Source organism: Sedimentibacter sp. (assembly GCF_032080165.1).
GTDB lineage: Bacteria > Bacillota > Clostridia > Tissierellales > Sedimentibacteraceae > Sedimentibacter.
Genome location: NZ_DAMASY010000005.1, coordinates 235,761 through 251,044, shown reverse-complemented (window position 1 = coordinate 251,044; position 15,284 = coordinate 235,761). Strand labels below are relative to the sequence as shown.

Sequence of the window (15,284 nt, the reverse complement as noted above, 5' to 3'; positions counted from 1 at the left end):
CTTGTCTAATTATTGTTCAAGCACTATTTAATTTAATCGAATAAAATGTGTTGAAATTTAAATGTAAAGTCTACTCTGCTATTTTTAACCATCCAATAAATTTAATTAAAAAATGGTTTTCATAGCAAAAAATATAACAAATCAAACCTAAGAACTATCTTTAAGTGAAGTATCACAGGCAGATTATAGAATAATATTTATGGTTTGCAAAATAATATTATCAACTCAATAAACAGGAGGCAGAAAAATTGAATGAAGGTCTGGTTGTTGTTGTACGCTCTATAATAGCTTTTTTTTCATTACTTATCTTTGCAAGATTATTAGGAAAACAACAAATAAGTCAGTTGAATTTTTTTGATTATACACTTGGTATTACAATAGGTTCAATTGCTGCGGAATTAACTGTAAATTTGTCAAGCAGGGCATGGCCACATTGGGTTGGCTTATTAAGTTGGGCTGTATTAGGTTACACTATGGAGTTTATCGCAATGAAGTGGAGATATGCAGCTAAGTATATAGAAGGTGAGCCGACAATAATAATAATGAACGGCAAAATTATGGAAAATGCACTAAGAAAAATGAAATACAATATTAGTGATATCATGGAACAATTAAGAAACAAAGATGTCTTTGACTTAACAGAGGTTGACTTTGCAATTATTGAATCTAACGGAAAATTATCTGTTCTCAAAAAAACGGAATATCAAAATGTAACATGTAAAGATTTAAAAATAAAAAAGGAAAAATCAGGCATTAGTACTGAACTGATTTATGACGGTATTTTAATAGAGGAAAATTTAAAACAGCTTAATAAGGATAAGAAATGGTTGATGAACCAGTTAAAGTCACAAGGTATTAATGATGTGTCCGAGGTTTTTCTTGCTACCTTAAACCCCGGAGGTTCTTTATATGTAGATAAATATAAGGATCATATAAAGAAAATATTGGATATAGGCGATTACAAAGGACCATATTGAGGAGATTTTTATGAGAAAGTTTTTAGTCAGAGCTATACCTATCGTATCTATTGCGCTTTTCATTTTAATAATGGTAAGCGATAATTATTTAAAGCATTCCTTCAGCGAAGATGATAATGTTGTAAAATACATACAGCTGATTATGAATGATGTGAATATGGAAAACTGGGATGAAGCAAATACCAAGCTTGTTGATTTAAATAATGCATGGATGAAAATAGTTAAAAGAGTTCAATTCAGTGCCGAAAGAAACGAAATCAATGATTTTGATAAAAGTATCGCACGACTTCGCGGAGCTATATTGGCTAAGGATAAAACGGGTGCTATAATGGAGCTTTCAGAAGCTTATGAGCATTGGGAAAATTTAGGAAAGTAAACAATACATTGCTGTAATATTATGTACATTTTATATAAATTATCATATTATAATAACAAGAATTGACATTTTTTGATAATTTGCATAGACAGGAGTGAATGTATTGTATAGATTAAATAATAAAAATCTTTATCCTAATTTTTATATAAAATCAAATGCTGCCGAAAAAAAAGCAAGTAATGGAACAGGATTTATTGAACTTTTCGTTTTTACGGAAAGAGGAAAAGAACCCATACCTGATGCTGTAGTAACAATTTACGCAAGAACCGGCAATATTAGTGCTATACCTGTAAAAAGGTTAGTTACGTTGATTAACCCCATAACCTTCGATTTACCTGTTGCACATCCTCAAGGAGTTTTAATAGAAGGACCTGAATATTACTTTACAACATATAACATGAAGATTGAAGCTGAAGGATATTTTACGATTAATGTATTAAACATCAGAATGTTTCCGAATGTAACAACAAGCTTTGATTATAATTTAAATTTATCCACCCCCGGACTTCCTGCGCAAGAAATATATAATTATATACCGCCTCATCCAAGGGATTTGTTAAGATAATAAGCGATTGACACCAAATCAGAGATTTGATGTCAGTCGCTTATTTTAATTGATTTTCTATTTAATTTTTTAATTATAATCTTATGATCTACTTCCATTATAAATAGGCTTAAAATCATTAAACCTGCACCAATATATGACTTTAATGTCAAGACCTCATGAGCAAATATATAAGCCACTATACCCGCAAACACCGTTTCAAGAGAAAATATAACTCCAACGTGAGATGCGCTTGTATATTGCTGAGCTATTGCCTGAACTATAAATGCAACTCCCGTGCATATTATAGATAAAAATAATACCGAAGCCCAAATATTTGGCGTTGTCGGAAAATGCGGTTTTTCAAATATGAATGCAAGAAATAAATTAAGTATTCCCGTAACTCCCAATTGAAAAACTCCGAGCTGGAAGGGATTAACTTCTTCCTTTTGAACTGCTCTCTCAGTAACCAAAAGGTCAATTGCATATACAAAAGCGCACATAATAGATAGCAAATCACCAAGCAAATTGTCATAATTAATTGAAAAATTATCTTTTAACGTTAATAATGCAATTCCTGTAACACTCATTATAATAACCAATGTAAGCTTTTTATCAGGTGCTTTTTTATATACCACACTTGATAAAATGGGAGTAAAAACAACTGATAGCCCACATAGAAATCCTGTGTTTGACAATGTTGTGTATTGAATGCCAAAGGTAGCACCTATGTATACAAATACCAAAAGCACCCCTAAAATAATACTGTATTTTAAGGTTTCCTTCGTAACATTTTTTAATTTCCGATAAGATAAAGCAAACGCAACAGAAAAAGCAATCAGAAATCTATTTGCATTTAATGTAAATGAGCCCATGTCTTCTAAACTTATATCTACCAGCAAATATGATACTCCCCAGCATAATGTTACTACCAAAAGCATCATATCAGCTTTTATTTGCTTGGTCATAATTAAACCCCCTATTTAAGCTATAGAAATTATACATCAATAAAAATTAAAATGCTATAATTTTTAATTTAACATATAATTTATATATAATTGGGGGTAATTTTGTGAATCGCAAAAATATAGTAATTTATAATATTATAATTTTATTCAATTTGTACTTTTTTATAGCGGTATGCTTTTCTATAGTTTATATGGTTTTAACCTTACTTAAGCTTGGTTACATAGTAGACCATTATGCTTCAACTGCACATCAAAATCAATTTATAGATTTAATCAGCCGCTCTCTGTATTTCAGCTATATTACATTGTTTGCCGTAGGATACGGAGACATGACCCCTTTAGGGTTTTCCAAAGCAGTATCAATGATACAGGCATTTGTCGGTTTTATTTTACCCTACGCTATACTGTTGAAATATTTGATTTATAAGCCAAGCTTTTTAAAAAATCATAAAAAGTGATAACTTGAACAGTTACATATCTTTAACAGTCCACTCCTGCCATACATTCCCAACAAGCTGTATGTCCGGCTTAAGGGTTTTTTTACCCGGTTCCCAAGCAGCCGGAGTTACTTCCTTTGCCTTGGTTTTTCTTACTAACTGGTTAGCCTTTATCTGCCTTATACCCTCATTTACATTTCTGCCTACGGGCATTGATAAAATCTCCATAGCTTGCAAATAACCGTCAGGATCGATAACAAATGTTCCTCTTAAGCTCACTCCGCTTTGTTCATCATAAACTCCGTACATTTTTCCTATTTCACCATTTTGATCTGATAACATCGGAAACGGTATATTTCCGGCTGCTTTTGACAGCTCCTGATCATTCCAGATTTTGTGCGTATAAATCGAATCAACACTGCAAGATAATACCTGCACATCTAATTCCTGAAATTCTTTATCCATAGCGGCAACTGCTGCAACTTCAGAAGTTCAAACAAATGTAAAGTCTCCGCCGTAAAAAAATAAGTAAACCCACTTGCCGTTATAATCCTGTAAATTTACATTAGTAAATTGTCCGTTATGAAATGCCTGAGCACTGAATACGGGAGCCTGTTCGCCAACTTTAATCATAGTTCCTCCATGTTGTTATATTATTTTACAATTATATTATGACCTTAATATTCCATTATAAACATCCTATATAAATTTAATGGCAATAAAAAAGAGGACTTCAGCTTTCAACGAAAACATAAGTCCCCGATATTATTAACTCACTATTTGATAATAGGTTCTTGCAGTTAAATAATATACAATCAGATAGAATAAAGCAAACACAACTATAGTTGCTACTGTACACATAGCGAATAAGGGTACATTTGTCATACTAAATAATAAAAGTAATTTAGTAATTACCTTAAATGCAAATAAGATGTGTATAACTGTGGTTATCAGCGGTAAAAAAAATACAGTCAGTACTTGGCTTTTGATTGCTTTTTTTATTTCGGTGCGGCTCATTCCTACTTTTTGCATAATACTGAATCTTTCTTTGTCATCGTAGCCTTCAGCTATTTGCTTATAGTATATAATAAGAACAGTTGCCATAATAAATAATATTCCTATGAAAATGCCAAGAAAAAACAGGCCTCCGTACATTGTATAAAACATTGCTCTTGACATCTCAGGTCCATCGGCTCTGCCGTAAGTATCATTTTCTCTTATAGAGCTGTTTATATTATTAATGAGGTTTACATGTACTTCGCTGTCTTTATCAATATTAAATCCATAATAATACGAACGAATATCAACACTTTCAGTTCTGTTCATGGCAGCAGATACTTGATTTGCCGTATCTAAGCTATTAACTACAATAACATAGGAATTTGTTATGCTTACCGCCGCATCTCTGTCTAATGATCTTAAAGATGTTAATTTTTCTTTTATTGTTATATTGTATCCGTTTAAATTTAGTTCATTTTCTGTTATGCTGCCTCTTTGTGAATACAATAAACATTCGTCATCTTTTAACTCAATAGTTTTGTTTTCCATTCTATTGAATTCTTCAAGTGTAATAATTTCTATTGTTGAAATACTATCCATTGTATTAAAGCTGTCTTTTGCCGGTTTAAAATATGCTCCTTCCTGAGTAGCAAGAAGTTCCATAGAACGATAGTAAATTACATCTTTTTGTTCAATATATGCGGCAGATGTTTGCTGATTTATAATTTCATTTAACGTTTTTGCTTCTTCATCCGAAATTTCATAAGCACTGACAATTATATCTTTAGGATACTGTGTTTTCAGAATATCCTCCATACCCATGTATAATGATATGGTTGAAGAGATCATGACAATGACCATTGTAGACAAAATACAGATGTTAGATAGTCCTGCGGCGTTTTGTTTCATACGATATATCATACCCGAAACAGAAATAAAGTGATTAGCTTTGTAGTAATATTTTTTATTTTTTCTTAAACGTTTTAATATTGCTATACTACCTGCTGTAAATAAACAATACGTTCCTACTATAACTAAAATAACAGCCACAAAAAATAAATTTAAGGCAGCTAATGGGGATTCAGTAAATACGGCTATATAATAACCTGTCCCGAGGCATAATATACCTATTATCGTTAATAACCATTTTGTTTTTGGTTCCTTTTCACCTACATTTCCGCCTTTTAATAATTCAACGGGTTTAGATAAATGAACCTGCGTAATATTGAATATAAAGTTTATTACATTGATTGAACCAAAAAGGCACAGTGAAGCAAATATTGCTGTTGGTGATATTTCAAATCCAAAAGTTGCATTGAAGGATAGTATTTTAAAAAGAAATAAGATTATTAACTTGCTTAATAAAATACCTGACAATATACCTACGGTAAGTGTGATTACCGAAGTAATCAATGCTTCGAAAAACATTATTTTAGATATATGCTTTTTTTCCATACCAAGTATATTAAAAAGACCGAACTCCTTTTTGCGCTTTTTAATAAGAAAGCTGTTTGTGTAAAACAAAAATATTAATGAAAATATTCCGATTACAATGGCACCTAATAACATTACCTGTCTTAAGGACCCGCTGTCCTGTACAATTTCTATATCTTTAGCCACAACCAAAAAACAAATATTATAAAACATCATAATGGTACCTATGCAGGTTAGCATATAAGGAATATATGTTTTAGAGTTCTTCTTAATATTATTTACGGCGAGCTTAGGATAAAAAAATTTATTCATTTCTATCACCGCCTGTCGCAATCATAGTAAGTGTGTCAGAAATTTTCTGATAGAGCGCTTCATTTGACATAGAAGCTTTATAAAGCTGATGATAGAGCTGTCCGTCCTTTATAAACAATATTCTTTTTGCGTGACTTGCGGCTTTAACGCTGTGTGTAACCATAATTATCGTCTGACCGTCATCATTAATTTCATTAAATAATTTTAAAACACCGTCAGAAGCCCTTGAATCAAGAGAGCCGGTCGGTTCATCCGCAAGTATTATCTTTGGATTGGTTATAAGTGCTCTTGCTATAGCCGTTCTTTGTTTTTGACCTCCTGATATTTCATATGGATATTTGTTTAATATATCAGAGATCTCTAATTGCCTTGATATTGGTTTTAATTTTTCATCCATCTCATTATAAGATTTCCCCGCTAAAACCAAGGGTAAGAATATATTATCTTTAACCGAAAATGTATCAAGCAGGTTGAAATCTTGAAATACAAAGCCAAGGTTATCTCTTCTGAATGCAGAAATATCTTTTTCGTTGATTGTTACAATGTTTTTTCCATTTAATAATATTTCTCCATTCGTTGGTTTATCCAGTGAAGCAAGGATATTTAATAAGGTAGTTTTTCCGGAACCCGACTCACCCATTATTGCTACATATTCACCTTTTTCTACAGAAAAGGAAACATTTGATAATGCTTGAACAGGATTGCCGCCAAAACGGGTTGTATATATTTTTTTTAAACTGTTGACTTGTAAAAGTGACATATTTACCTCCGATAATTTTCTTCCTGCTCATATTATCAAAACATTAATGAATCCTGCCATAACTTTGGCTTACATTTTTTATTGTTATTCTTACATATATGTAAGTTTACAGGCTGTTGAAAAAGCTCATCCTTAGGGTTGGTTATTCTATGTTAATTTTAACTGTATCAAGCCCTATTTTAACCTTTGTGCCCTTGTTTGCATCTGATTCAATGGTAATTGTATGTGAAAGCTTATTCAGTATTTGCTTGCTTAAAAACAGTCCTATACCTGTTGATTTTTTATCTTCTCTGCCGTTATAACCGGTAAATCCTTTTTCAAATACTCTTGGTAAATCCTCCTGCTCAATTCCTATACCGGTATCTTCTATAACTAAAGTGTCGGATAATTTCGGGTCCATGTAAATTTTGATTTCACCACAATGAGTATATTTCAGAGCATTTGATAATATTTGTTCTATAACAAAAAGTAACCACTTTTCATCTGTTAAAACAGTGTGGTTCAAATCATCGTAGATTAATACTATTTTTTTACGTATAAATAACTTGGAATATTTCCTGATTGCCTGTTTTACAATATCGTCAAGGGAATATTTTTTGAACAGCAAATCCGAGTTTAAGCTGTCAAGACGAATATATTGCAATACCATTTCAACATATTGTTCCACCTTGAAAAGCTGTTCCGACAGTTCATTGTTTATTTCAGATTTTTCTGATTGGAGTATTAACCTCATTGCGGAAATAGGTGTTTTTATTTGATGTGACCACACAGTATAATAATCCATCATATCCGTGTAGGATTTATTTTTTTCGTTAATATTTTCTAAGCTGTTATTATGTATTATTTTAATTAAATCCTGATAATCCTTTTCAATCAAATTAAGTGAATCACTAAATTTAATATTTACTTCAGTAACATTGTTTTTTAATTTTAAAAGCTCTTTATGCTTTTTATAAAACCTTACAAAATCTATCAGGATTACAATTAATATAAAAACACCTGCAAGCAGCATTGCATATAATACCGATTCTACAGGTAATGAATAAAGTGAAAAAACAACAATAAAAACTGTAATAAATATTACTGCAGATATAATTGCAATAGTTCTTCCTATAAAATATCCAAACAACACTTTAAAAAACTCTCTCATTTAATCCACCATGTATCCCATACCTTTTTTGGTTTTGATAAAATTATCAAGCCCTATTTCTGAGAGCTTTTTTCTTAAACGAGTTATATTTACGGTCAAAGTATTATCATCAATGAATTGATCACTTTCCCAAAGATGCTGCATTATTTCTTCTCTTAAAACAACTTTCCCTATATTGTCCATAAGAAGCTGCATTATCCTGTAATCATTTTTGGTTAATTCGATTTTTGTATCGTTATATGTAAGAGTCGTATCATTTAAATTTAACAAAACGCCCTTATATTCTATTTCATTCACCTGCTCCTGAAGTGAGTAAGCTCTTCTTAATAATGCTCCTATTTTTGCAGTTAGAACATTTAAGTCGAACGGCTTTACAATAAAATCATCGCCACCCATGTTCATAGCCATTACAATGTTCATATTGTCAGAAGCAGAAGAAATAAACATGATGGGTATCTTTGATATTTTTCTGATTTCATTGCACCAATGAAATCCATTAAAAAAAGGCAGCATTACATCTAACAAAACAATATGCGGCTTATACTCATTAAACTTCTCTGTAACATTTTTAAAATCCCTGACATACTCCACATTATAACCCCATTTTAAAAGATGAGCTTTTAATGTGTTGGCTATTGTTAAATCATCTTCTATAATCAAAATATTATACATTTTACCTCCACTTCTAATTTTACTAATCTCCACCTTTTTACTTATTTTATATCAATATTGCAATTTTATCAATATTAAAGGCGTTGGAATTTATCCAACGCCTTATACAATGTCATTCTATAATATCCTTCGCTTATCCTATCGTTTTGTTCAGGATAAGCGACCGACACCAAATCAGAGATTTGGGTCGTCTGCTTAATTAAAGCTTTGTTCTGTTCTTTCAATTATTTCATCCTGCAGAGCTTTTTCAAGATTGTTGAAGTGATCTGAATAACCGGCAACTCTTACGATTAAATCCTTGTATTCGTCAGGATTTTTTTGTGCATCAATCAATGTGCTTCTATCTATAACATTAAATTGAATATGGTGTCCCATCATTTGGAAATAAGCTCTGATTAAAGCTGATACATTGGCTATTCCCTCTTCTCCGGAAATTGATGAAGGTGTAAATTTCTGATTCAGCAATGTTCCTCCCGTAGAAGTATGATCCATTTTTGCACAGGATTTAATTACCGCAGTAGGACCCTTTCTATCCGCACCTTTTTCAGGTGAAATACCGTCAGTAACAGGCTTTTCTTTTAACCTCCCGTTGGTTGAAGCAGTCATAACCGAACCGAAATATATGTGACATGTGGTAGGAAGCATATCTATTTGATACGTAGCTCCGCATACTGATTTTCTGCCCCTGATTCTGTCTCTGACGTTCATAAATACATCAATCATTATTTCATCGGCGTAATCATCATCATTTCCGTATTTAGGAGTATGGTTTAATACTAAGTTGTGTATCATTTCATACCCTTTAAAATCAGCTTCCAATGCAGACAGCAATTCATTCATTGTGAATCGCTTTTGCTCATATACGTTATATTTCACAGATGCTAAACAATCTGTAATAGTTCCGATACCTACTATCTGAATGTATCTTGTATTATACTTAGAGCCACCGGCATTGTAATCCTTGCCGCTTTCCTTGCAGCCGGAAGTAAGAACAGACATAAACGGTGATGGCATATATTTGGCAAATATTTTTTCTATTACATTGTTACCTGTAATTTTTATGTTGATTATATGCTGCAGCTGTTTATAGAATGCATCTCTCAGCTGTTCATAAGAGGTGAATTCCTCGGGATTTCCTGTTTGTATACTGATTTGCTTGTTGGTATATTTATCAAAACCATTATTTAATGTAAGCTCAAATATTTTGGGAACATTCAAATATCCTGTTAAAACATAAGCTTCTCTCCCGTGACAGCCCGTTTCAACGCATCCGCTGGAACCGCCGAACCTTGCATCCTCTAAGGATTTGCCTGCATTTAACAGCTCCTGAATCAACTCCTCAGTATTATAGAATGCCGGCTGCCCCCAGCCCTTTCTTGATATTTCAACTGCTCTTCTTAAAAATTCTTCAGGAGTTTTTTTACTTATCTGAACGTTGGAGCTTGGCTGCAACAATCTCATTTCATCCATTGTATCAAGGATGATGTACGAAACGTCATTTACTCCATCCTCACCTGTGTAAGGGTCTATGCCACCTGTGTTAAGGTTGGCAAAATCAGTATAGGTGCCACTTTCTTTCAGCGTAATTCCAACCTTAGGAGGAGCCGGCTGATTGTTGAATTTAATCCACAGGCATTCCATCAGTTCTCTTGCTTTATCATAATCAATAGTTCCTTCTCCGACCTCTTTTTTATAGAAGGGATATAAATATTGATCTAATTTGCCCGGTGAAAAGGCATCCCACGTATTAACTTCTGTCGTTACTCCGATGTGCACAAACCAATACATTTGAATTGCCTGTGCATAAGTTCTCGGCTTATGGGCAGGAACCACGTCACAATTTGATGCAATCCACAAGAGCTCTTCTTTTCTTTGCGCATTTGTTTCCTTTTCTGCTAATTCTCTGGCATAAGCAGCATATCTCTGGCCGTAAGCTATAATTGCATCACAGGAAATTGCCATTGCCTGCAGCTGAGCTTTCTTATCATATGCATCAAGATCATTTAAAAAATCTAATTTTTCTATTTCTTCTTCTATTTCTTTTTTAAATTCCAAGAAGCCTTTATTATAAAATTTATCATCTGCAACCGTATGACCCGGTGCCCTTTGTTCCATAAATTCGGTAAACATTCCTGCTGCATAGCAATCCTTCCACTCCTGTGACACTGATGATAATATTTTATCTCTCGTTGATTTACCCTGCCAATAAGGGAGTATCGTTTCTTCCTGAACTTTTTTGTCTTCTTCTTTTACCTTAAAATTTATATATTTCCTGTCATTCATAACGGTCATATCTTCTACAGTATGTGCACATAGCTCAGGGAAAGTAGGAACAACCTGAGGTCCCTCACTTTTCTCTCCTACAATTAATTCACCATCTCCGATGTAGAGCTTTCTGTTTTCCACGTAATATTTAAAATTCATTGCACGAAGAACAGGTGTTTCTACAGTACCGTAATATTTATTGTAAAATTCAGTTTCTAATAAAGCTCTTTCAATAGAAACACTTGGCTGTGTAGATGCGCTGACTTGTCTTAACCTTTTTGTTCTTTCAGTATAACCTCTCATACTAACCTCCTATTTTTACTTCATAACCCTTACTTTCAAACATAGACACAAAACATTGCATTTTTTCTTCTGACGGCTTAGACATTTTTTCTTCCTCGTAATCTATGCCTAATTTTTTATATTTGTGCTTAGCTATGTCGTGATATGGAAGCAAATTAACTTTTTTGATATTTAAGTCCTTTATAAAATCAATTGTTTTTTCAATGTGAGCAATATCTGCATTTACTCCTTCAACAATTGGTAATCTGATATTTATGTTATTATGAATTTTTGATAATTTTTTCAGATTTTCTAAGATTGTTTTATTTGAAGCTTTTATATACTCATTGTGTTTTTCATCATCCATAAGCTTAATATCGTATAAAAACAAATCTGTATATTCAGCAATTCTTTCTAAGTTTTTGAAATTAACTGCGCCACTTGTATCAACAGCAGTATGGATATTTTCTTCCTTTAATTTTTTAAACAGCTCCTCTATAAAATCTACGTACATTAATGGCTCGCCACCGGAAACAGTAACTCCTCCATTAGATTTTTCATAAAAAATCCTGTCCTTTAATACTTCCTTCAATATTTCTCCTACATTATAGTCCTTTCCAACAACCTGCCTTGCTTCCTGAATGCAGTAGATTTCACAAAGACCGCAGAAATCACACTTATCCATATCGGTTGTAAGTACATTGTTTTCAATTTTAATAGCATCTTGCGGGCACACCTTTACACATGTTCCGCACAGAACACATTTTTCAGTATCATATAATATTTGCTTTTTATTTTCCTGACTTTCCGGATTATGGCACCATAAGCATTTTAAAGGACATCCCTTGAAAAATACTGTGGTTCTTATACCCGGACCATCATGAATAGAAAACTTCTGAATGTTAAATATAGTAGCTGTACTCATTTTTACTCCAAAATAGTTTAATCAATTATATACATGCAATTTTCTTGCCAAAAATAAAATGATTTCTTAAATATACTTCCGAAGAATAATATAAAGACAATATGCCACGTTGAAATAGCATATTGCCCCTTTGAATAATTTAATATTATCTTATTTATACGTTTTCAGCTTTTACTTTCTTATAATTATCCCATTTACTGTAATCCATCATATCTTCTGTCTTTGCAACTATGGTTGTTCCAACAGCATCGCCTGTTACATTTGTAGTTGTTCTTCCCATATCAAGGATAACATCAATACCTAATATTAAAGCAAACGCTGCGGCTGCAGCAGAACCCGGTTCCGCAGGAAGACCAACCATACCCAGTACTGCCATCAATACAACAGGACCTGAACCTGCGATACCGGCAGTACCGATGGAGCCTAAAGTAACTGCTAAAATCATTAATATCTGATTTGTAAATGTTAATTCTATGCCAATCGCATTAGCAACAAACATTACTGATATAATTTGATAATAAGCTTCCCCATCCATGTTTACCTGAGCTCCCAAAGGAAGGGTGAATCCGGCAACAGTTCTTGATATGCCTAACCTTTCCTCACAAGTGCTTATAGTTACAGGAAGCACTGAGTTGCTGCTTCTGGTCGCAAAAGCCATAAGCATAACATTTCTTATATTCATTATAAACTTTTTATAGCTCATCTTAAATAAAGTCAATAGTCCGCCATACACTACCAATATTTGTAATATGTATCCTATATAACAAGCCGCTATTAATTTACCAAGTGAACCTATTACTTCAAATCCCTGTGTTGCAAAAAGAACAGAAATCAATGCAAATATACCTACAGGAGTATATTCAAGAACTCCCTTAGTTATTTTATACATTATTTCTGAGCCGCCTTCGCAAAAATCCATGAAAACTTTTACGGTTTCTTTGACCCTTTCGTTTGTGCTGTCACTTAATACTGAAATTGCAAGTCCTACTAAAAGTCCGAAAATCAGAACCTGTAAATAGTTGCCGCCGGCAAAAGCTGCTACTGCATTGTTCGGTACCATATTCACTAAAATATTCCCCACGGATGGAGCTTCAGAAGCAACAATTTCAACATTTGCCGTGCCCATAATATTTGCTCCCAGACCAGGCTTGAATATATAACCTAAAATAAGTCCAAATGCTGCTGCACACAGTGTAGTTAACAAGTAATAAGACATTATTTTCCATGATATCCTTCCCATCTTGGAAGCGGGAGTTCCACCTACACCAACTACAATAGCAAAGAAAATAAGCGGCAGTATAACTAATTGCAACAATTTAAGCATTAATGTGCCAAATGGTTCAATAACTATAATCTTAGGTCCTGCTACAGTACCTACTATAGCACCTAAAATGAGTGCAATTAAAACTCTCCAAACAAGTGAGGTATTAAAATACCAACCTAAAAATTTTGCTTTTTGATTTCTATTATTGCTCAATATAATCCCCTCCTAATAGACTTTTTTTATAAGTTCTAAATAATAACGCTACCCTCCCTTAGATAATGTTTTCCATTAATATTTTATGCAAGAATTATACCAAAGCTTGCATAAAATTTAATTGCTGCAATAGCTTTAGTTTGCAAATGTTTAAAAAAACTAAAATTAAAATGTGACAAATTTTCTATACATAATTGTCATGTTTTTATGACAACCGTAAAAAGATATATCATTATATGTTTTTTTATGATAAAATATTTAAAACTTATCAAGGTGAGAGCTATGGATTATAAAAATATATTAAAGTTAATTTCAGAAAATCTTTACTGTGGTATATTTATCGTTGATAAAAACGGTAAAGTTTTATTTTACAATCAATCAATTAATGATCTTGCCGGCTTAAAGGTTGAAAACGCTGTAGGAAAGCATGTGCTTGATATTTTCCCCCGTCTTACTGAAGAAACAAGTACAATTATGAAGACGTTAAAAACAGGCGAAGGTTTAAAAAATTATGTTCAAAAATATTATAATTACCAAAATAAATTGGTTACTATTCTTTCAAGTACTATACCATTTTATGAAAACGGTGTGCTTGAAGGGGTTCTTGAAATATTTTACGATGTAGAAAGATATAATAGTTTAGATCATAATAAAAAAAGAAAAGAATTTACAGGCAAAGCAGTTTATACCCTTAACGATATTATCGGGAGCAGTAAGGAAATAAAAGATTTAAAAAGCAAAATACTTAAAACTGCCAACAGTAATTCTCCCGTCCTGATTTACGGTGAAACCGGAACAGGTAAAGAATTGGTTGTACAGTGTCTGCATAATGAAAGTCACAGGCATAATAAACCGTTTATTGCACAAAACTGTGCTGCAATACCGGGAACGTTATTCGAAAGCATATTGTTTGGAACTACATTAGGAAGCTTCACAGGAGCAAGGGACTCAAAGGGTCTGATCGAAGCTGCAAATGGCGGTACATTGTTTTTAGATGAAATTAATTCAATGGATATTACGCTTCAAGCAAAGCTATTAAGATTTTTACAAGAGGGACATATAAGAAGATTAGGAGAAAATAAAACACACGATGTAGACGTAAGAGTAGTCGCTGCTTTAAATGAAAATCCATATGATGCAATAGCCAAAGGTAATTTAAGAAACGACTTGTTTTATAGATTAAATGCTATCAGCTTCAATTTAAAACCTTTAAGGGAAAATAAAAGCGATATAGTTGAGTTGAGTATTCACTTTTTAAATTATTTCAATGATGAACTAAATAAAAGTGTAGTGGGCTTTTCAGATGAAGTGCTTGATTTTATGAAAAATTATAATTGGCCGGGCAACGTGAGAGAGCTAAGACATTTAATCGAGCATGCAATCAATATAACAGAAAATAATTTAATCAAAGAAAAAGATTTGCCCGATTATTTATATATGGATAAAGAAAAAAATAATCATCTGAATGAAAATATAGAAGCCGGCTTAGACAATCAGTTTTCTTCGAAACCATTAAGTGAGCAATTAAACCTATTTGAAAGAAATATAATAATAAAAACATTGAAAAAATATGATTACAACATCTCTAAAGCAGCTAAAAAATTATGTATACCACGGCAGTCACTTTATTATAAAATGGATAAACTTAATATTAAGCTTGATAAAAGTGCGGAATAAACTTATTAATACCATTAAATACAAGCTTG

General features: G+C 32.6%; 13 protein-coding genes and 1 pseudogene. 5 read left to right on the top strand and 9 right to left on the bottom strand.

The genetic code is table 11. The features are described 5' to 3' along the window. The first annotated feature begins 248 nt into the window (after window positions 1-248). From RT412_RS09425 to RT412_RS09415, 3 genes are all read left to right on the top strand, one after another. Complete coding sequence (locus RT412_RS09425) at window positions 249-977, top strand: DUF421 domain-containing protein (protein ID WP_313340332.1); 729 nt, start codon at window positions 249-251, stop codon at window positions 975-977. Between the two features lie 10 nt (window positions 978-987). Continuing rightward, window positions 988-1,353 carry a DUF4363 family protein gene (locus tag RT412_RS09420; RefSeq protein ID WP_313340330.1) on the top strand — a complete coding sequence of 122 codons (366 nt, stop codon included), beginning with the start codon at window positions 988-990 and terminating at the stop codon, window positions 1,351-1,353. Window positions 1,354-1,456: 103 nt separating this feature from the next. Beyond that, a complete protein-coding gene (locus RT412_RS09415) occupies window positions 1,457-1,918 on the top strand; it encodes a hypothetical protein (protein WP_313340328.1) in 462 nt (153 codons plus the stop codon). Window positions 1,919-1,950: 32 nt separating this feature from the next. Here RT412_RS09415 and RT412_RS09410 read toward each other — a convergent pair whose 3' ends face one another. After that, entirely contained in the window at window positions 1,951-2,865 is a 915-nt protein-coding gene (locus tag RT412_RS09410; protein WP_313370672.1) for a DMT family transporter, read from the bottom strand. 104 nt (window positions 2,866-2,969) lie between these two features. Here RT412_RS09410 and RT412_RS09405 point away from each other — a divergent pair, with 104 nt between their 5' ends. Next, a complete protein-coding gene (locus RT412_RS09405; protein ID WP_313340323.1) occupies window positions 2,970-3,323 on the top strand; it encodes an ion channel in 354 nt (117 codons plus the stop codon). Between the two features lie 12 nt (window positions 3,324-3,335). On the opposite strand, the pseudogene prxU reads toward RT412_RS09405, so the two are convergent. The 8 genes and pseudogenes from prxU to RT412_RS09365 form a co-directional block, all read right to left on the bottom strand. Then, window positions 3,336-3,935, bottom strand: a pseudogene (gene prxU / locus RT412_RS09400) (thioredoxin-dependent peroxiredoxin); the annotation flags it as partial. 135 nt (window positions 3,936-4,070) lie between these two features. Further along, complete coding sequence (locus RT412_RS09395; RefSeq protein ID WP_313340321.1) at window positions 4,071-6,047, bottom strand: ABC transporter permease; 1,977 nt, start codon at window positions 6,045-6,047, stop codon at window positions 4,071-4,073. After that, the gene (locus RT412_RS09390; RefSeq protein WP_313340319.1) at window positions 6,040-6,807 is read right to left on the bottom strand and encodes an ABC transporter ATP-binding protein; all 768 of its coding nucleotides are present in this window, start codon (window positions 6,805-6,807) and stop codon (window positions 6,040-6,042) included. The genes RT412_RS09395 and RT412_RS09390 overlap by 8 nt, the downstream gene beginning before the upstream one ends. A gap of 142 nt (window positions 6,808-6,949) precedes the next feature. Beyond that, window positions 6,950-7,957 (bottom strand): sensor histidine kinase, encoded by a 1,008-nt coding sequence (locus tag RT412_RS09385; RefSeq protein WP_313340317.1) that lies wholly within the window; start codon window positions 7,955-7,957, stop codon window positions 6,950-6,952. Next, window positions 7,958-8,629: a response regulator transcription factor gene (locus tag RT412_RS09380; RefSeq protein ID WP_313340315.1), complete on the bottom strand. Its 672-nt coding sequence runs from the start codon at window positions 8,627-8,629 to the stop codon at window positions 7,958-7,960. Window positions 8,630-8,824: 195 nt separating this feature from the next. Beyond that, window positions 8,825-11,197: a trans-4-hydroxy-L-proline dehydratase gene (hypD, locus tag RT412_RS09375; protein WP_313340313.1), complete on the bottom strand. Its 2,373-nt coding sequence runs from the start codon at window positions 11,195-11,197 to the stop codon at window positions 8,825-8,827. 1 nt (window position 11,198) lies between these two features. Beyond that, window positions 11,199-12,101, bottom strand: a complete 903-nt coding sequence (locus RT412_RS09370; protein ID WP_313340312.1) for a trans-4-hydroxy-L-proline dehydratase activase — start codon at window positions 12,099-12,101, stop codon at window positions 11,199-11,201. A 154-nt stretch (window positions 12,102-12,255) separates the two neighbouring features. Further along, the gene (locus RT412_RS09365; RefSeq protein WP_313340310.1) at window positions 12,256-13,578 is read right to left on the bottom strand and encodes a dicarboxylate/amino acid:cation symporter; all 1,323 of its coding nucleotides are present in this window, start codon (window positions 13,576-13,578) and stop codon (window positions 12,256-12,258) included. 282 nt (window positions 13,579-13,860) lie between these two features. On the opposite strand from RT412_RS09365, the gene RT412_RS09360 reads away from it, so the two are divergent. Beyond that, window positions 13,861-15,255, top strand: a complete 1,395-nt coding sequence (locus RT412_RS09360; protein ID WP_313340308.1) for a sigma 54-interacting transcriptional regulator — start codon at window positions 13,861-13,863, stop codon at window positions 15,253-15,255. Window positions 15,256-15,284: the final 29 nt, after the last annotated feature.